17 protein-coding genes and 1 tRNA gene are annotated in these 18,648 nt (G+C 64.0%); 9 read left to right on the top strand and 9 right to left on the bottom strand.

Features of this window, described 5'->3' with window-relative positions; translation table 11 throughout:
- Positions 1–25: 25 nt before the first annotated feature.
- Positions 26–1,333, top strand: a complete 1,308-nt coding sequence (locus ACWGS9_RS18430) for an NAD(P)/FAD-dependent oxidoreductase (protein ID WP_454506588.1) — start codon at positions 26–28, stop codon at positions 1,331–1,333.
- Between the two features lie 56 nt (positions 1,334–1,389).
- Here ACWGS9_RS18430 and ACWGS9_RS18425 read toward each other — a convergent pair whose 3' ends face one another.
- On the bottom strand, positions 1,390–2,181 hold the full coding sequence (locus tag ACWGS9_RS18425; RefSeq protein ID WP_454506587.1) for an SDR family oxidoreductase: 792 nt from the start codon (positions 2,179–2,181) through the stop codon (positions 1,390–1,392).
- An 80-nt stretch (positions 2,182–2,261) separates the two neighbouring features.
- Complete coding sequence (locus ACWGS9_RS18420; protein ID WP_454506586.1) at positions 2,262–3,884, bottom strand: AMP-binding protein; 1,623 nt, start codon at positions 3,882–3,884, stop codon at positions 2,262–2,264.
- 145 nt (positions 3,885–4,029) lie between these two features.
- Between ACWGS9_RS18420 and ACWGS9_RS18415 the strand changes: the two genes are divergently transcribed.
- The 3 genes from ACWGS9_RS18415 (at position 4,030) to ACWGS9_RS18405 (ending at position 7,167) form a co-directional block, all read left to right on the top strand.
- The gene (locus ACWGS9_RS18415) at positions 4,030–4,491 is read left to right on the top strand and encodes a nuclear transport factor 2 family protein (RefSeq protein WP_454506585.1); all 462 of its coding nucleotides are present in this window, start codon (positions 4,030–4,032) and stop codon (positions 4,489–4,491) included.
- An 11-nt stretch (positions 4,492–4,502) separates the two neighbouring features.
- Positions 4,503–5,333: an enoyl-CoA hydratase gene (locus ACWGS9_RS18410; RefSeq protein ID WP_454506584.1), complete on the top strand. Its 831-nt coding sequence runs from the start codon at positions 4,503–4,505 to the stop codon at positions 5,331–5,333.
- 109 nt (positions 5,334–5,442) lie between these two features.
- The gene (locus tag ACWGS9_RS18405; RefSeq protein ID WP_454506583.1) at positions 5,443–7,167 is read left to right on the top strand and encodes an AMP-binding protein; all 1,725 of its coding nucleotides are present in this window, start codon (positions 5,443–5,445) and stop codon (positions 7,165–7,167) included.
- An 83-nt stretch (positions 7,168–7,250) separates the two neighbouring features.
- Here the strand turns inward: ACWGS9_RS18405 and ACWGS9_RS18400 are convergent, their stop codons facing one another.
- The 6 genes from ACWGS9_RS18400 to ACWGS9_RS18375 form a co-directional block, all read right to left on the bottom strand.
- Entirely contained in the window at positions 7,251–7,751 is a 501-nt protein-coding gene (locus tag ACWGS9_RS18400) for a MaoC family dehydratase (protein WP_454506582.1), read from the bottom strand.
- Between the two features lie 62 nt (positions 7,752–7,813).
- Positions 7,814–8,803: a hypothetical protein gene (locus ACWGS9_RS18395; RefSeq protein ID WP_454506581.1), complete on the bottom strand. Its 990-nt coding sequence runs from the start codon at positions 8,801–8,803 to the stop codon at positions 7,814–7,816.
- Positions 8,804–8,866: 63 nt separating this feature from the next.
- On the bottom strand, positions 8,867–10,039 hold the full coding sequence (locus ACWGS9_RS18390) for an acetyl-CoA C-acyltransferase (protein WP_454506580.1): 1,173 nt from the start codon (positions 10,037–10,039) through the stop codon (positions 8,867–8,869).
- Positions 10,040–10,071: 32 nt separating this feature from the next.
- Positions 10,072–11,106, bottom strand: coding sequence for a phosphotransferase family protein (locus ACWGS9_RS18385; protein ID WP_454506579.1), 1,035 nt, complete (start codon positions 11,104–11,106; stop codon positions 10,072–10,074).
- Between the two features lie 20 nt (positions 11,107–11,126).
- Positions 11,127–12,368: an acyl-CoA dehydrogenase family protein gene (locus ACWGS9_RS18380; RefSeq protein WP_454506578.1), complete on the bottom strand. Its 1,242-nt coding sequence runs from the start codon at positions 12,366–12,368 to the stop codon at positions 11,127–11,129.
- A 3-nt stretch (positions 12,369–12,371) separates the two neighbouring features.
- Positions 12,372–13,007 carry a TetR/AcrR family transcriptional regulator gene (locus tag ACWGS9_RS18375; protein WP_454506577.1) on the bottom strand — a complete coding sequence of 212 codons (636 nt, stop codon included), beginning with the start codon at positions 13,005–13,007 and terminating at the stop codon, positions 12,372–12,374.
- 115 nt (positions 13,008–13,122) lie between these two features.
- On the opposite strand from ACWGS9_RS18375, the gene ACWGS9_RS18370 reads away from it, so the two are divergent.
- From ACWGS9_RS18370 to ACWGS9_RS18355, 4 genes are all read left to right on the top strand, one after another.
- Entirely contained in the window at positions 13,123–13,941 is an 819-nt protein-coding gene (locus ACWGS9_RS18370; protein ID WP_454506576.1) for an SDR family oxidoreductase, read from the top strand.
- 60 nt (positions 13,942–14,001) lie between these two features.
- Positions 14,002–14,901 carry an NmrA family NAD(P)-binding protein gene (locus tag ACWGS9_RS18365; protein ID WP_454506575.1) on the top strand — a complete coding sequence of 300 codons (900 nt, stop codon included), beginning with the start codon at positions 14,002–14,004 and terminating at the stop codon, positions 14,899–14,901.
- 111 nt (positions 14,902–15,012) lie between these two features.
- On the top strand, positions 15,013–16,815 hold the full coding sequence (locus tag ACWGS9_RS18360; RefSeq protein ID WP_454506574.1) for an acyl-CoA dehydrogenase: 1,803 nt from the start codon (positions 15,013–15,015) through the stop codon (positions 16,813–16,815).
- Positions 16,816–16,826: 11 nt separating this feature from the next.
- A complete protein-coding gene (locus tag ACWGS9_RS18355) occupies positions 16,827–17,309 on the top strand; it encodes a hypothetical protein (RefSeq protein WP_454506573.1) in 483 nt (160 codons plus the stop codon).
- A 200-nt stretch (positions 17,310–17,509) separates the two neighbouring features.
- Here the strand turns inward: ACWGS9_RS18355 and ACWGS9_RS18350 are convergent.
- Positions 17,510–17,585, bottom strand: a tRNA-Ile gene (locus tag ACWGS9_RS18350).
- Positions 17,586–17,811: 226 nt separating this feature from the next.
- Here ACWGS9_RS18350 and ACWGS9_RS18345 point away from each other — a divergent pair.
- Positions 17,812–18,522, top strand: a complete 711-nt coding sequence (locus tag ACWGS9_RS18345) for an SIMPL domain-containing protein (RefSeq protein WP_454506572.1) — start codon at positions 17,812–17,814, stop codon at positions 18,520–18,522.
- The last annotated feature ends 126 nt before the right edge of the window (positions 18,523–18,648 follow it).

Below are 18,648 nucleotides of genomic sequence, written 5' to 3'. Positions count from 1 at the left end.
AAGGCATCAACCAGGAGACACGCAAATGGGCGCCGCTTTTCTGCACCCGCAATTCAAGAACGAGCCGTACTGGCATGAAGCGGCCCCGCGCCGGGACGGCCCGTCTGCCGATGTCCCCCGGTCGGTCGACGTCCTGATCGTGGGATCCGGCTATACGGGCATGTCGGCTGCCCGAACGCTCGCCAAGGCTGGCAGGGAAGTCGTGGTGCTGGACGCGGGTCGTCCCGGTGATGGCGCCAGTTCCCGCAATGCCGGATTCGTGGGAACCTCCCTCCTCGCCTCATTCTCCAGGCTGCGCAGGATCGCCGGCGTGGAGAAGGCCGTCGAGGCCTACACCGAGGCCAAGCGGGCTTACGCCTTCGTCACCGACCTTATCAGGCAGGAATCCGTCGACTGCTCGTTCGAGCAGAACGGCCGCATCTATTGGGCCTACACAACGAGCCAGTTGGACGGCCTGAAGAGCGAGTTCGCCGAGATGCAGCGCTATCTGGGCAAGAAGGGAGAGATCATCGGCCCCGATCACGCCAGCGGCGAAAGCGGCTCCCGCCTCTATTGCGGCGGGCTGTTGTTGCCCGAAACGGGGGCACTCCATCCCGGCAAGTGGCATGATGGCCTGATGGGTCTGGCTGAAGCGGCCGGCGCGACCGTCATCGGCAAGGTCGCGGTGAAGAAGATCGCGTCCGCGGGCAAAGGCCATTCCGTTTCGACCACGCGGGGCACGGTCGTCGCACGCGAGGTGATCGTGGCGACCGACGGCTATATCGGTAACGAGACGCTGGCGCTGCGCCGGCGGATCCTGCCGGTCAATGTACAGGTGGTCGCAACAGAGCCGCTGGCTCCGGAGGTCGTCCAACAGATCGTGCCCACGCATCGTGTCCACGCGGACGTGCGCGCGATGCCCCAATACTGGCGGCTGTCGCCGGACAAGACACGATTGCTGCTATGCGCGCGAAGCGGCCTCCCGCACGGCGACCTGGTCGCACAGGTTCGCGCCAATCACCGAAGCATCGTCGAACTCTTCCCGCAACTGGAGGGCACGCGCATCACGCATTACTGGACCGGCAGGACCGGGTTCACCTCCAACCGGATGCCGCACCTTGGCACACGCGATGGCATCCATTTCGCGCTGGGCTTCAACGGGGCCGGGGTCGCCATGGGGGCCTATATCGGCCACTGCATCGCCTCCCGGTTGATCGGCGGCGGAGAATGCGGTTCTGTCTTCAGCGAAGGAAAATTCGCCCCCGTCCCGTTCGGCGCGAGCGGGTCGCGGTTCGTCCCGCTGCTCAGCACGCTTGCCACCATCAGGCGCTGGCTCGAGGTCCAAGCCAGATGATCCCGTTCCCGCCTGACACCCGTCGTTAGAGGACCGCAAATTTCGAACGGCCGGCTTCAGGACGGGCTCTGCCCGTACTGCCTGTTCAACTTGGCCATGCCGCCGATCCACCGGTCATAGTCGGCGGCTTTCCGGCGCATATAGTCCGTCACCTGCTCATGCGGCAGGATGAGAAACGCATCTTTTTCCACGCCCTCGAGCGCAATCCGGGCGACATCGTGAGCCGACATCACGCCATCGATCGACTGCGGGCCGTCGGGCAGGCCGGCGAGCATCGGCGTGTCGACCGCCTGGGGACACAGGATCGAGACCCTTATCCCATCGTCTCGATGCGTGATCGCAAGGTTCTCGGCGAAGCCGACCGCGGCATGCTTGGTCGTCGAATAAACGGCGCTGCCGATCTGCGATAGCAGGCCGGCGGCCGAAATGGTCTGGAGGAAATGTCCCCTGCCCCTTCGCTTCATCGAGGGCACGAGATGTCGTGCGGCATAGACATGGGCCATGACATTGACAGACCACGCTCGTTGCCAATCCTCGTTCGCAGCACCCGCGGCGTTGTCGAAACTCATGTCGAAGGCGGCGCCTATGCCGGCGTTGGAACAGAAAAGGTCGATGGCGCCGTGTTGCTCCCCAACGGTCTCGATCAGGCCGCGAACGTCCTCTTCCTTGCCGACGTCGCAACGGAACGCCTCGCCACGCAGAGGGTCCGCCGTCTCTCGCGCACGGTCCAGATCGAGGTCCGCAGCCACCACGGTGCGAGCGCCGGCCTCGGCGAACAGCTCGCAAAGCGCCCGGCCGATGCCGCTGCCTGCGCCTGTAACGACAACCACGCTGTCCTTCACGACCAATTCGACGATCTCCTCGATCTTGTGCGCCGGCGGTCTCGCCTCTTCTTGAAACGTCTCCGCTGCGCCCGATGCCGGCGTCCTCAGCGCGCCAGCTTCACGCCCGCCGCCTCGCGGTCCCAGGTGGAAACGCCCCGGCCCTGATCTCTTAGCAGGTTCTTCTGGATCTTCCCGGTCGGCGTCTTGGGCAATTCATCGCGGAACTCCAGATATCGGGGCACCATGAAATATGCCATGCGCGGCTCCAGGAAACGGGTCAGTTCCTCATAGCCCAATTCGGCGCCCGCGCGCAGCACCACCACCGCCATCACCTCCTGCTCGGCATCATCGGCCAGCACCGGGATGACGGCGGATTCCACGACATCTGGATGCGCGTTGATTTCGTTCTCCACCTCCACGGATGAGATGTTCTCGCCGCGGCGGCGCAGCGCATCCTTCTTGCGATCGACGAAATAGTACCAGCCATCGGCATCCCGCTTCATCAGGTCGCCCGTATGGAGCCATTGATTGCGCCATGCGGCGACCGTCGCCTCCGGATTCTTCCAGTAGCCGGCCATGAGCACCCACGGATCGCGCGAGCGAACGACGAGTTCGCCAACCGTGCCGTCCGGCACCTCGAGGTCGTTGTCGTCGACCACGCGCAACTCGAACTGGTCGCTGGCGAGCCGGCCACAGCTGTCGCTGTTGGGGGGCGTGCCGTTGCCGTAGATGGGGCAGCTTGCTTCCGTCTGACCGTAGGCGGTCCACACCTTGCAGCCGAACCGCTCCATGAAGTCATCGACCTGCGGTATCACCGGCGCCATCAACACATGCCGCAGGCTGGTGTTTGCGTCCTCCGGACGGCGCGGCAGCTTGTAGACGAAGTTGACCATCGCGCCGAGCAGGAAAGCGCAGGTAATGCCGTAATCGTCGACATCCTGCCAGAAGCGGGAGACGCTGAAGGACGGGATCAGGACGGCAGTCGCAGCCGCGATGCAGCTGGCGTAGATCACGCCCCACATGCCGCCGATGTGAAAGAGAGGCAGCGGTGCATAGTAGACATCACCCTCGCGCAGGAAACCGCATTCTATGGCGCCTGCAGCATAGTTGTAGCACTGGGCGTTGGTCGTCATCACACCCTTCGAAGGTCCGGTCGTACCGGAGGTGTAGAGCACACCCATCAGATCATGGTGGACTATCTGCCGCTCGAAGGCCGCCGAAGTCCCCGCGAAGGCCTCCTCGAAACGGACGGCCTTGCAGCGCGCGGCAAGCCGGGACGGTAATGTCGCATCCTCTGCGACAGTGCCTCCCTCCGCATAGACGATCAGGGTTTGGACATGCTCCAGTTCATTGGCGAGGAACTCCAGCCGGTCGATGAAGTCGCGGTCGACGATCATCGCCTTGGCGGCCGAGTCGTTGACGATATGGCGCAGGATCCCGCCCTTGTAGGCAACATTCACCGGAACCTGCAGGGAACCCATCTTGCCCAACGCGCAGAAGACGGTGACGAAATCGATCGTGTTCGGCAGCATCGCCAGGACAGTATCGCCTCGCTCGATGCCGAGCGTGGTCAGGCCGTGTGCGAGTTTGTCGGAAAGCCGGTCCATCTCGCCGAAGGTCGCCTTGCGATCGCGGGTGACGATCCAGTTTCGATCCGGATAGGCCTTGGCGGTCTCGCGGACCTGGTCGCCGATCGTCAGATAGGTATGTGCCGGCCGCGCTTGCATCGTCTCTCCTTGGAACAACTACCGGGCTCGCCCTTGGGCCACGACGCCCACAAACGGCCTAGACTTCGACTGCATGGTAGACTAGTCTATCATATAGTCGAAGAGATTCAACTCTGCCTCTGTCGTCAGGCGATGGGAGAATGTCGTGCCCCTCCAGGAAACAATCGTAGCGTTCAACAAGGCGATAGCCTCCGTGGACGGAGACGCCGTGGCGGCGCTGTTCGCGGAAGACGGCGTCTATCACGATCTCGTCTATGGACCGCAGGTCGGCCGCGCCGCGATCCGGGACCTTTTCAGGCGAGTCAGGGAGAGTGGGCGCGACTATCGCGCCGACATGGAGGACGTGGTCTGTTCCGACGCGCAGGCCTATGGTCGCTACCGGTTCAGCTTCACCACCCAGAAAGGCTCATACGCAGGGCGGCGCGTCGCCATCGAGGGCGTGGGCTATTTCGCCTTCAAGGACGACCTGATCAGCCACTACCAGGAAACGGCGAACCAGGGCCTGACCCTGGTGCAACTGGGCATGGAACCGGAAAAGATCGAACGCGTGCTCAAGCGCTGGACGATCGAACTGCTGAGCGACTCCAAAATGCAGCGACACCTATAGGGAGCGGGGGCATGGCCTACGACGAAATAATCTATGAAGTGACCGACGGTATCGCGACGATCACGCTCAACCGTCCGGACAAGCTCAACGCCTCGACGTTCAAGATGGAACAGGAGATTCGCGATGCCTTCGTGGCCGCCGGACGCGACGACGACGTGCGTGTCATCGTGCTGACCGGAGCGGGGCGCGGATTCTGCGCAGGCTTCGACACCAGTTCCCTGGCCGAGGCCGCCAACGAATCGGAGGGCGCACTGGATGGCGAGCAACTCGGGACGCATGTTGAAGATGTCTTCGGCACTCCGCATCCAGACTATCTCGGCCGATATTCCTATTTTCCGTCCATCCCCAAGCCCATCATTGCCGCCATAAACGGCCCCGCGGTCGGGCTGGGCATGATCATGGCGATGTTCTGCGACGTCCGGCTCGCCTCCGATACGGCCAAGATCGGCGCGCCCTTCACGCGCCTCGGCCTCGTCGCCGAGCACGGGATAAGTTGGCTCCTTCCAAGGCTCGTTGGCCTGTCGAGCGCACTGGACCTGCTGTTCACCGCGCAGCCCGTCAACGCTGAGGAGGCGAGCAGGATCGGCCTCGTGAGCCACGTGTATCCGTCTGCCGATTTTCGAGCGAAAGTAGCCGAATATGCCGGGCATCTGGCCAGGAATGTTTCACCTAGGGCCCTTCGCATTACGAAGACTCAGGTCTACGCGGACCAGTACCGAACGCTCGACGAAGCAACACTGATCGCCGACGAAGAGATGGACAAAAGCCTAACTTCGCAGGACTTCCGTGAGGGCATCAACCATTTCCTTGAGAAGAGACAGGCCCGCTTCACCGGACGCTGACGGCATGGATCGCGGGATTGGCGAAAACGCAGGGCCCGGTATGGACAGCTACCGGCACGAAGCCTTCACGGGCAGGGCACTCCCTTTCCATCGTTGCGGGAGCATTTAAATGGACGAGCGGAAACTCACTGCCATTCTCAAGCAAGAAGGCGAGATCGTCACTGAACGCCTCGACCACTGGGCAGCCGTCGCCGGCGACCGCGTGTTCGTCTACTACGGAGAAGATGACGAGGCATTGACCTTCGCCGAATTTGCGCGGCGCGCCGACGCCGTCGCCGGAAATCTGGCGCGCCTCGGCATCCGCAAGGGTGATCGGATCAGCATTTTCTGCAAGAATGCCTTCGTCAGCACCCTGATGATGTTCGGCATCTGGAAAGCCGGTGCGGTCTATTGCCCGATAAATTTCGCCTACACAGGGCGGCTGCTCACATACCAGTTGAACGATACCTCGCCGAAACTGGTCGTTACCGATGCCGCGTGCCTGCCAACCCTCAACGAGGTGATAGACGACGTGGGATCGAAACCATCGATCGTCCTCTATGCACCTACGCCCGGCGCCCATGACTATGTCGCGGCGCCGCCGGCGATCCGGCCGGACCATACGGAGATCGCCTGGTCCGACCTGACACGCGACGCGAAGGCTCCGGAAGTCCCCGTATCGTTCGATGACGATGCCAGCCTCTTCTACACATCTGGCACAACGGGTCCGTCGAAGGGCGTCCTGCAGCCCTACCGTTACGTGGCAAACTACACTTTCGGCTTGCGCGGGCTCACCAGCCAAGACGACGTGATCTACAACGACCTGCCGATGTATCACGTCGGCGGCGCTATCGTGAACGTCTGCCGGGCTGTGTGGGTCGGCTGCGAAGTCGCCATCTGGAACCGCTTCAGCCCCGAAAAATTCTGGGATCGGATAAAAGCACGCAACGTTACGAGCGCGATCTTGCTCGATGTGATGGTCCCGTGGCTTACCAAGGTTCCGCCTTCCCAAAACGATCGCCGCAACACACTCAACAAGGTTCACCTGCAGCCGCTACCGTTGCAGCATCGCGAATTTGCGACACGCTTCGGAATCGATTTCGTCAGCGCCGGCTTCGGCCAGACCGAAACCGGCAACAGCTTTTTCATCATGCTTGAGGAAACAAAGCAGGGCGAAGGCACCCCTGACGATCTGTATCGCGGTTTCTCCCATGACGAAATGACCGAGCTGGCTGCGCGGCGCGGCCTCGCCCTCCAGCCCGGCGGCGAAGCGGTGCGCAAGGGCCTCATGGGCATATCCACGCCCTTCGTCGAAATCAGCGTTCGCGACGATCTGGACGAGGAATGTCCCGATGATGTCGTGGGTCATCTGGCGGTCCGCCCTCGCCTGCCCGGCGTCATTTTCAAGTCCTATCTCGGCAAGCCCGAAGACACGCTGAAGGCTTTCCGCAATCTCTGGTTCCATACGGGAGACGCTGGACTGCGCGGACATGACGGGATGTATTACTATGTGGATCGCCTCGGCGACCGCATCCGGGTTCGCGGGGAGAACCTCTCTTCCTTCCAGGTCGAAGACATGATCAACCAGCATCCAGCCGTGCGGATGACGGCGGCGGTGGCCATTCCAAGCGATGAAGGCGACGAGGACCAGGTCGCGGCCTTCGTCGTCGCCACTTCGGACGGATCGGTGACGGAAGCGGAAATCCATGCCTTCGCCGCCGAGACCATGCCGAAATACATGCGGCCCAGCCACGTGCGTATCGTCAACGATCTGCCGCGCACCCCGACCAACAAGGTGGAGAAGTACAAGCTGCGCCAACTCATCCTGGAAGAATTGAAGGCTTCGGGCGCCTGACCTGCGCGCGGGTGCGCCTTGATACCGAGGGACGATTGCCCGGCAGGTGCGGCGATGCCGTGCAACCTCGGTTGAAGTCCCGGTCAGCTCGGATTGTCGTCGAAAACCAGCATGGTCAGCCAGTCGGCCGAGAGGGCCGGCTTGCCTTCATTTTCGATCTCGATGTCGGCCCCATAGCGAAGGAGAAGCCGGCCACCCGGCCTCGGCGTCACGTTCTCCAGCGTGAAGCGGGTCCGCACGCGCGTCCCGGACTGGACCGGAGCCAGAAAGCGAACGCGGTCGAAACCATAGTTGATGCCGGCCGCGACGTTGCCGGGCAGCGGGATCGCCAGCTGGGCCATGCGGCTCAGCAGGGAAAGGGACAGAAAGCCGTGCGCGATGGTCTTTCCGAAGGGTCCCTTCGCGGCTGCCTCCGGATTGACGTGGATAAATTGATGGTCCTCCGTCACGTCCGCGAATGCGTCGATGCGCTCCTGGTCGACCACCATCCATGGCGAAACGCCGATGAGACTGCCTATCTGACCAACCTGCTCCGTGAAATGCCTCAGGAGCCTGGCTTCCCTTGTGTCTTCATGCCAATCCAAACGTCTGCTCCAGAAAGTGGGGCCGGCCCATCAGGGGCGAGCGAAACGGGGGGCAGTTCCGGTCACGCGACCGGCAATGCGCTCGTCGGATGCAATCCCGGCGGAAGCGTCGCTATCGCGCCTATGGCGCGAACCATCCGCGCCGCGGTACCCGGATAGGGATCCAGCGGCGGGTTTACCCGCAGCTCGATCCCGGTTCGGTCGCCACCCACCAGATGGATTTCTACGGCCGCGACCGGGCCCGCCCCTGAGACCCGTGAAGCGACCGCCGCCAGACCTGTCCATTCCAGCCTTACTCGCTCCCGGCCGGCTGCAGTGACGACGAGTTCCTGCCGGAAGCCCTCGACCTGACCGGGCAGCACGTCGATCTCGCCCACCCTTCCGGGCTCTTCCGCGAGGGCAAGCCCGCCTCGCGTTTCGAGCGAGAACTCCCCGAGGTTGAGCGCATCGGCAATCATATGCGCCGACTCGCGAAGGATCAGGTCGATCCTGGGAGACGCGCCCGTCTGCGTCGAACCGACGCCGAGCTCGTGACGCAGCACGTCGCTTCCCCAGGACGAGATGTCCGACAGGCGCCGCCCCCACACCGAGACCGGAGCGGGCAGTCCGCTGCTGAGCAGCGAAGGCAGCACGTCCAGCCACAGGCCCGGGATCATGCCCGTGCCGACGATGCGCGATCCCGTCGCGGCGGCGCGCCTCGCGAGGTCCCGATGGAGTTCCTCCCCAAGCGCGACCCGCGGATGGACGAAGCAGGCATGGACGACGTCAACGCCTGCGTCCGCGCAGGCAGCCATCACCTCGGCCTGGCGCTGGCCGGACAGGCCGACATAAAGCAGCACATCGAACGTCCCGGAGCGGAGCGCGGCATCCAGATCCGCGGTCGCCGTCACGCCGATCGGCTCGCCGATCGTCAATGCCCCTAGGTCCTGGCCAGCGCGCCGAGGGGAGTGAACGATCGCAGCGGCAAGACTGTGCCGGCTGTGCCGCAGTTCCTTGACGAGCTCGCCCGCCGTGCGGCCGCTCCCGTAGATGGCAACTCGTCTTGCGGTCATGTTTCCCTTCCCTGCCGCGCAGGGGCACCCGCGCATGGCGCGGGTGCCCGCGTTGAACCAGACTTACAGAACCTCGAACAAGCCGGCCGCGCCCATTCCGCCGCCGATGCACATGGTCACGACGACATGCTTCGCCCCACGGCGCTTTCCCTCGATGAGCGCGTGTCCGACCATGCGGGCGCCAGACATGCCGTAGGGATGCCCGATGGAAATCGCGCCTCCGTCGACGTTGAGCAGTTCATCTGGAATGCCGAGCTTGTCACGACAATAGAGCACCTGGACGGCAAAGGCCTCGTTCAGCTCCCAAAGGCCGATGTCGTCGACGCCAAGGCCGAAACGCTTCAGCAGCTTCGGCACCGCGAAAACCGGGCCGATGCCCATTTCGTCAGGCTTCGTGCCGGCCACCGCCATGCCCACATAACGGCCGAGCGGCGCCAGCCCGCGCTTTTCGGCGAGGCTCGCCTCCATCACGATGCATGCGGACGCGCCGTCCGAAAGCTGGCTGGCATTGCCGGCGGTGATGAAACCGCCCTCCCTGACCGTGCGCAGGCCCGCCAAGCCCTCGGCCGTGGTGTCGGCGCGGTTGCCTTCGTCGGCGCCTAGCGTCAACGTCTCGTGGGACACCGCGCCGGTCACCTTGTCGACGACGGCCTTGCGCGCGGTCACAGGCACGATCTCGTCATTGAACCGGCCCGCCGCCTGGCCCGCGGCCGTGCGCCGCTGCGATTGCAATGCGTACGCATCCTGACGGTCGCGGGAGATGCCGTAGCGCCGGGCAACGACTTCCGCAGTGTCGAGCATCGGCATGTAGATATCGTCATGCATAGCGAGGAGTTCGGGATCGGGATCGACGCGCAAGGCGTCGGTCTGCACCAGCGAAATGGATTCCACCCCGCCCGCCAACACGACATCCATGCGATCGACGATGACCTGCTTGGCGGCGGTGGCGATGGTCATCAGGCCGGACGAGCACTGGCGGTCGATGGTCATGCCCGACACCTCGTGCGGCAGGCCGGCGCGCAGCGCCGCCGTGCGGCCGATTGTGTGCTGCAGACCCTGCGGCAGCGCGGAGCCGACGATGCAGTCGTCGATTTCGCCGGGATCGACGCCGGCGCGCTCCACGGCGGCCTTCAGGGCGTGAGCGGCGAGCGTCGGTGAAGGGGTGGCATTGAACGCCCCCTTGTAAGCGCGGCCGATCGGGGTACGGGCAGTCGAGACGATGAGTGCATCGCGCATGTCATTTCACTCCACTTGGATGAGGGATGTGGTTACTTGCCTTTTTCGATCGCATCGCGCGCCAGGCCGGCGAGCAGGCCGACGGCCCGGCCGAGGGTTTTGGCTCTCTCGGGGTTCGAGGCATTTCCGTCGAGCGAGCGCTTGTAGACCCCCTGGCAGATGGCGGCGAGGCGGAAGAAGGAGAAGGCAATATAGAAGACCCAGTGATCGATGCCGCCGACGCCCCGCCGTTCGCAGTAGCGGGAAACGTAGCCTTCTTCACTCGGAAGCCCCAGCGCCGCGCGATCGGTCCCGCCCAGTCCGCGAAAGACGGAGCTGTGCGGCAGCCGCCACTGCATGCACTGATAGGCGAGGTCGGCGTAAGGATGCCCGAGCGTGGACAATTCCCAGTCCAGCACGGCAATCACCTGCGGCCGGTCCGGCGCGAAGATCATATTGTCGAGCCGGTAGTCGCCATGGACAAGAGAGACCAGGCCGTCGTCGGGGACAAGGTGCCGCTCGAGCCATCCGATCAGCATTTCCATATCATCGATCGTTCCGGTCTCGGACGCCCGGTACTGCTGCGACCAGCGCGCTAGCTGCCGCTCGAAATAGCTGCCCGCGCGGCCGAAATCGGACAGTCCGGCGGCAGTGACATCCACGCCGTGCAAAGCGGCCAGAACCTCGTTCATGGCGTCGCTGGCCCTCGCCCTCTCCTCGTTCGAGGCCAGCTCGGGCAGCGCCGGATTCCAGAAGATGCGGCCTTCAACGAAGGCCATGACGAAGAACATGCGACCGATGGGTGAATCCTCGCCCGACAGGTGAAGCATCTCGGGCACCGGCACCCCCGTGCCCTGAAGCGCCTTCATCACCCGGTATTCGCGGTCGACCTGGTGGGCGGACCTCAGCAACTCGCCCGGCGGCTTGGCGCGCAGGACATAGCGCCCGCTCTGCGCTTCCAGCAGATAGGTCGGATTGGACTGGCCCGCATTGAACTTGCGGATCGACCGGAGCGACCGGAAGCCAGGGACATGCGCCTCCAGGTATGGCGCCAGAACCTTGCCGTCGAGATCATGAACCGTGCTCATGCGATCAGTTCCTCGCCTGCCTAGAGTTTTTCCTGACTGTATTTCTTCAATTCGGTGCGGGCGATCTGCCGGCGATGCACGGCGTCCGGCCCGTCCGCCAACCGCAATGTGCGCAGATGCGTCCACGACCGCGCCAGAGGCGCGTCCTGGGAAATGCCCTGCGCGCCGAACATCTGGACCGCCTCGTCGGTGACTTTCAGCGCCACGCGCGGCGCGATCACCTTGATCTGGCTGATCCATGGCGCAGCCGCCCTGGCGTCGCCCTGATCGATCATCCAGGCCGCCTTGAGGCAAAGCAGCCGAGCCATCTCGATCTCCATGCGGCATTCGGCGATGATGTCGTAGTTCGCGCCGAGCTTGGCCAATGGCTGGCCGAACGCTTCGCGGCGCATGGCGCGTCGGCACATCTGCTCCAGCGCCACTTCGGCCTGGCCGATGGCGCGCATGCAGTGGTGGATGCGGCCCGGCCCGAGGCGGCCCTGTGCAATCGCGAAGCCCTCGCCCTCGGTCAGCAGGATGCTGTCGGCCGGCACGCGGACGTCCTCGAACCGGAGATGCATGTGACCGTGCGGCGCGTCATCGTCGCCATAGACTTTCATCGGCCGCAGCACCGTGATGCCCGCCGTATCCGCCGGCACAAGGATCATCGAATGCTGCTCGTGCTTGCGGCGGCCCTCGTCCGGCGTGCGCACCATGACGATGTAGATCCGGCAGCGCGGATCGCCCGCGCCAGACGCCCACCATTTCTCGCCGTTCAGGACATAGTGGCCGCCGTCGCGCTCGCAGCGCATCGAAATATTGGTGGCGTCCGACGACGCCACATCCGGCTCGGTCATCAGGTAGGCTGAGCGGATTTTTCCCTCGAGCAGCGGAGCCAGCCACTCATCTTTCTGCGCCTGCTTGCCGTAGCGTTCCAACACTTCCATGTTGCCGGTGTCCGGCGCCGAGCAATTGAAGGTCTCGGCACCGAGATGCGCCTTGCCCATCTCCTCGGCCAGATAGGCGTATTCGACCGTCGTCAGGCCGTAGCCGCGCGTGGAATCGGTCAGCCAGAAATTCCACAGGCCGCGCTCCCGCGCCTTGATCTTCAGCCCTTCGAGGATTTCGGCTTGGCGCGGCGTGAACGCCCAGCGGTCGCCAGCCTTGCCGACCTCGGCGAGAAACTCCTCGTCGAGCGGCAGGATCTCCTCGCGCACCATGCGCGCGACCCGCTCGTGGATCGGCTTCAGCCGCTCGGTCATGCCGAGATTCATTTCACCCATCGGTCAATCCTCCGTCGATCCAAGGCCGCGCATCGCATGCGTCACGACCTGAAAAACCAGCCTGTCGATGTCGGCCTCCGTCTCGCCCGCGCGCGGCGCGTACCAGAAAACCGGCGAATTGAGCGTGACGAACATCAGCGACACCGCTAGGCCGAGGTTGTCGAAGCGCAACGCGCCTTCGACACGCGTGCGCTCCAGCTCGTCCCTGAAGATACGCTCATAAGCGTCCCGGCCGTCGTTCAATCGGCCGAGTTCGTTTCTAAGCTCGGGGTTGGTTGTACCCCGCAACAGCATCTGCACGCCCTGCCAGACGACCCGCTGATAAGGTCGCGAAACGATGATCTGCCGGCAGTGTGCGGCAGCCATGGCGCGCAGCCGCGTGAGCGCCTGGCCAGGCACTTGCCGGTGCGGTGCGATCGCCGCGTAGTCCATTTCCAGGCCCGTCCGGAAAATGGCGACGAACAGATCGGCCTTCGACGCAAAGTGATGGTAAACGCGGCCCTTGGTGGCGCCAAGGCGCCGAGCCACGTCGTCGATCGCCGTCTCCGTGTAGCCGCGATCCATGAAGCACTGAGCTGCCGCCGAAAGGATATCGGTGCGAGAGCCGTCCTGTGGAATTTCGATCGCGGGTAAGGGCATGGGTGCTGTTTTAAGTTACCGAACGTTTGTTAGACTTGCTGACTGGTAAGAAACATACTATCGAGTATGCTGTCAACCCCGACCAGGACCGGGTCGAACCGCAGGAGGAACCCTTATGAGCTACGTGGACGAACTGTTTTCGATAAAGGGCAAGACGGCGTTGGTCACGGGCGGCGCCACCGGCATCGGCCGCATGATCGCGACCGCTCTGGTGCAGGCCGGAGCCAACGTCATGATCTCCTCGCGCAAGGGTGCAGATTGCGAGAAGGTTGCCGCGGAGCTGAACGCGCTGGGCGGCGGCAAGGCCGAGGGTTTCGCCGGCGACGTGGGCAGCGAGGCGGGCATCGCCGCGCTGGTGGAGGCGATCAGCGCCCGGACGGACAGACTGCACATCCTGATGAACAATGCCGGGGCGGCCTGGGGCGAACCGCTGGAGACATTCCCCTACCATGCCTGGGCGAAGGTGCTCGGCGTTAACGTCACCGCCGTCTTTCATCTGACGCGCGAATTGCTGCCGCTGCTGGAGGCCGCGGCTTCCGACGATGATCCGGCTCGTGTCATCAATCTCGGCTCGGTGATGGGCACGCAGCCCATCAGCGACGGCAACTACGCCTACACGGCCTCGAAAGCAGCAGTTCACCATCTGACGCGCACCCTGGCGCTGGAGCTTTCAGGACGCCGTATCACCGTCAACGCCTTCGCGCCCGGACCTTTCCAGAGTCGCATGATGGACGCTTTCGTCGGCACGGACGACAAGGCGGTCCGCACCGGACAGTTGGTACCGCTCGGCCGCATCGGCGGGCCGGACGACGTTGCTGGCGCAACGATCTACCTCACCAGCCGCGCCGGCCGTTACGTCACCGCGGCGATCCTGCCAATCGATGGCGGCCTGTCCGTACACGATGTCCATCTCATGGACAGCGAACGAGTCTGAGGCACGGCCAACGACCCCGGCCACTGTGAAACGCGGTGCCGGCACTGAAGGAGGCAAGACATGGACAAGACACTCGTCCTGGGAGCGACCGGCCGCCTGGCCGGCCTGACGGCGAAACGACTGCTTCAGGCTTCGCCAGGCTCCTTGCGCGTCGCAACGAGCCGGGAAACGAGGCTGCCGCGCCTGCGCGAGCGCTTCGCCGGCGCGGAAGCCGTCGTAGCGGATTGGAACGACGAACCCAGTCTGGTTGCCGCATTGCAGGGCGTGAGCCGGCTGCTGGTGGTGACGCCTGACTTCGTCACCGATGAGAGCACCGTCACCCCCAACATCATCCGGGCCGCCCAAAGCGCCGGAACGGTCGAGCTTCTGGTGCGGTTTCTGGGTATGCCGCCGGGGCTCACCGCCCAGGACCTGACGCGGGAATTCCTCGACACTCGCTGCGGCGCCAACCTGCACGCGGTGGCCAAGCCACTGCTCGACGCCAGCGGACTTCCGGTCTGCTACGTCAACGTTCCGGGCTGGATCATGTTTAACATGGCCTCGTTCTTCTTCCCGGAAGTCAAGGCGAACCGGCGGATCGCGATGCCCGCCATAACCGACGAAAGCCGCATGTGGATGTCGGAACATGACGTCGCCGCCGTGATGGCCGACGTCCTGTCGGGGGTGACTGCCGACCACGCCGGGCAGGAGCATGTGCTGACTTCTGCTGGGCGCTACGCTTATGCTGACGTCGCTCGGCTGTTTGCCGACGTGCTCGGCGAGCCCGTCGCCAGCGTTGACGACGACACGGCGTTGCGCGCGATGATGGGCGAGGAGTTCGACAAGCTGATGACCTACTTTCGTCACGAGCGGCACGCCTACCGAAACGTCGCGCACACGCAAACGCTTTCGCGACTGCTCAGCCGCCCGCCGCAAACGCTGCGCGACTACATCGAAGCCAGCCGCCAGAAATTCCAATGATCCGGTTCGGCGACGGTCGGATTTCCGCCCGGCTCCGCCTTGCCGGTCTTACCACTGCCCGCGGCTTCGGCTGCGGAATTTGAAATCTCTCGAACAGGCAGGAACCAGGTCATGTCCATGATTGTCGACCGCCGCGAAGTGGATTTCGTCCTTTATGAGCTTCTCGACGTGGAGCGCGTGCTGCAGCACCCCCGCTTCCATGCCTACGATCGAGGGGCGATCCGACAGATGCTGGACGTTGCCCAGAAGATCGCGGAGCAGAAATTCCTGCCGAGCGCCGCCGAGGTCGACGCCAACGAGCCCATCATCGTCGACGGGAAGGTGAAGCTGCCGGCCGTCACCGGCAAGGCCTTGCGCGACTATGCGGAAGCCGGTTTCTTCGCGCTGCCCTTTGCGGAAGAGTCGGGCGGCTTGCAGGCCCCCTGGTTCCTGCACACGGTCATAACCGGCATGTTCAGTTGCGCCAACGCGTCGGTGACCAACTACGCCTTCCTCACCATCGCGGCCGCCAACCTGCTCGACGCCTTCGGGTCCGACGCGCTCAGGCAGACCTTCCTCCGGCCGATGCTGGAAGGACGTTGGTTCGGGACGATGTGTCTTTCGGAGCCCCAGGCCGGCTCCTCGCTCGGAGACATCACCACGACCGCGACGCCGGGCGCGGACGGGCTCTACCGCATCAAGGGCAGCAAGATGTGGATTTCGGGCGGCGACCAGGAAATCACCGACAACATCGTGCACATGGTTCTGGCCAAGATCCCCGGCGGCCCTGCCGGCACCAAAGGTATCTCGCTGTTCCTCGTGCCGAAGCGCCGGGTCGGCGCGGACGGCACCCTGGGCCCGCTGAACAACATCGCGCTTGCGGGCCTCAACCACAAAATGGGCCAGCGCGGCACGACCAACTGCCTGCTGAATTTCGGCGAGAGCGGCGAATGTCTCGGCTACCTGATCGGCGAGCCACATCGCGGGATCGAATACATGTTCCACATGATGAACGAGGCCCGCATCGGGGTGGGCCATGCCTCGACGATGGCAGCGCTCGGCGGCTATCTTCATTCAGCCGAGTATGCGCGAACGCGCACGCAAGGCCGGCGACCCGACCAGAAGAACCCCGCCGGCCCGCAGGTGCCGATCATCGAGCATGCCGACATCAGGCGCATGCTGCTCGCCCAAAAGGCGGCGGCGGAGGGAGCGCAGGCGCTCTGCCTCTATTGCGCCACGCTGGTGGATGAGTTGGCCGCCCTCGATGATCCGGCCGAGAAGCAATGGAAGGCGAGCCTGCTTGGGCTACTGACGCCTGTGGTGAAATCGTGGCCCTCGGAACACTGCCTCGAAGCGAACAAGTGGGCCATCCAGATACTGGGCGGCTACGGCTACACGCGCGATTTCCCGCTCGAACGCTTCTATCGCGACAACCGGCTCAACCACATCCACGAGGGCACGTTCGGCGTTCAGGGCATGGACCTTGTGGGACGCAAGGTCGGCGGCGACCGCGGCGAAGCGCTCGGCCGCTTCGTGACGATGATGCGTGAGACGGCGACGGCGGCCCTCGGCATCGAGGAGCTCCAGCCGGAGGCGTGGCGGCTTGACGGCTGCCTGGACGCGCTCGTCGAAACCACACAGGCGCTTCTTGCCTGCGAGGATCCGCTTCTTCGCCTCGCCAATGCGACCGTGTATCTGGACGCATTCGGCCATATCGTCGTCGGCTGGATCTGGCTGCGGCAGGCATTGACGGCAACCGCCGCGCTCGCGCGGAACGATCTTTCCGAAGCGAATCGGACTTTCTACGAGGGCAAGCTGGTGACCTCCCGCTACTTCAGCCGGTACGAGCTGCCCCATTCCATGACGCGCCTGGCGCTTTGCAAATCGCTCGAAGCCACCTGCCTCGATGCGCCCGCACGGATCTTCGGCGAATAGGGGGCGGCGGGATGACTGGTTACACCGCACCGCTTGGCGACATCCGCTTCGCGCTCAACGAACTTGCCGGCCTGCCGGCCATCGCCGCCCTGCCGGCGTTCCAGGACACATCCCCCGACCTCGTCGAAAATATTCTGGAGGAAGCCGCGAAGATCGCGGCCGGCGTCCTGGCGCCGCTTAATCGCAAGGGCGACCGTGACGGCGCGCGGCTGACCGAATCAGGCGTGAGGACCACGCCCGGCTGGCGCGACGCCTGGACCCGTTTCCCTCGAACCAGTCTCTCCCGCCAGGCCTCCTTCGCAGCCCGCCGCATTAAGTGGCATAGCGTTTCACACCCCGTGCCGTCGCCAACACAGTCGAGCTTGCGGCTGTGTGGACAGCTGTTCGCGTACTTCATCGCAAGAGCTGATTTGCGAGCGGGCTTGCGGTGCTGGCACACATGCAAACCATCCTATTTGTACCCCTTTGCCGCCGATCGCCGCACGCGCGGCTGAGAGGTCTTTCGAACGCAGCATTGCTAGACTATGTGTCGCTCATAGGTAACCAAAGGAGAAATCGAACTCGGACAGCGACACACGGTCACGCTGGCCCGCACTGCTTCCGTAGGACGGGTTCAGCCTTGCGGCCAATTGCCAGCAACCTTTCGGGTCGATAGCACCAGCCATTCTGGCCTAACCCATTGATATTATTGACATGGTGGGCCCGGAGGGACTCGAACCCCCAACCAAGCGGTTATGAGCCGCCGGCTCTAACCATTGAGCTACAGGCCCCACGCGGGCTGGCTTAGTGTTTTTCGCTGTCTCGCACAAGGCTTTCGAAAGCGCTGGCGGGAACCGTCAAAATCAGCCCATATTCGCTGCGTAGAGCGGCTTGCGCCCATAAGGCGCGTGAACAGGTCCAGGCCCCATGCGCCGCATTGCAGGGAATCGACACCCTTTTCGGGGTCGAGGCAGATTGCGGCACCGGGCTGCGGACCGCAGACTTCGAGGAGTTTTCATGACCAGACATCTTTTGCCCATCGCGCTCGCTGCCGCGGTCGCGTTCCCTGCGCTGGCAAGCGCCGCCGACACCCAGCCCCCGCCCCGCATCATCGTGTCCGGCGAAGGCGAAGCGACCGTGGCGCCCGACATGGCGATCCTTTCGCTCAGCGTCATGCGTGAGGCAAAGAGCGCGCGTGAGGCGCTCGACGCCAACAACGACGCCATGGCCGCGGTGATTGCTGCGATGAAATCCGCAGGCATCGCCGAACGCGACCTGCAGACCGCGGGCATCCAGGTCAATCCGCGCTACAACTACACCAACAAGGCCGACGGCAGCCAGGAGGCAGAACTGGTCGCCTATCAGGTGACCAACACGCTGTCGGTACGCGTGCGCGATGTCGACAAGACAGGCGAGATCCTCGACAAGGCGGTGTCGCTCGGCGTCAACCAGGGCGGCGGCATCACCTTCACCAACGACGATCCGAAGGCGACGATCACCGAGGCGCGCAAAAAGGCCGTCGCCGACGCGATGGCGAAGGCAAAGACGCTCGCCGAAGCGGCCGGCGTCAGCCTGGGCAAGGTGCTCGAGATCACCGACCAGAACGTCGCGCCGGTGCCGATGCCGATGGCCGCCAAGTCGTTCGATGCCGCCCGTTCGGCCGTGCCGGTGCAGGCTGGCGAGAATTCCTACAACGTCCAGGTCACGGTCACCTTCGAGCTGAAGTGACGTGCGGCCCGCGTCGCGGGCATGCCATCGACAAAAAAGCCCCGAAGGATCGATCCTCCGGGGCTTTTTTCGAGCCGCGCCTCACTTTGAGGGGCTCCGCTAGTTAACACTGACCTTCGCAGAAGG

It is taken from the genome of Mesorhizobium sp. Arg314, assembly GCF_053714275.1.
This window is presented reverse-complemented; position numbering and strand designations above follow the sequence as displayed.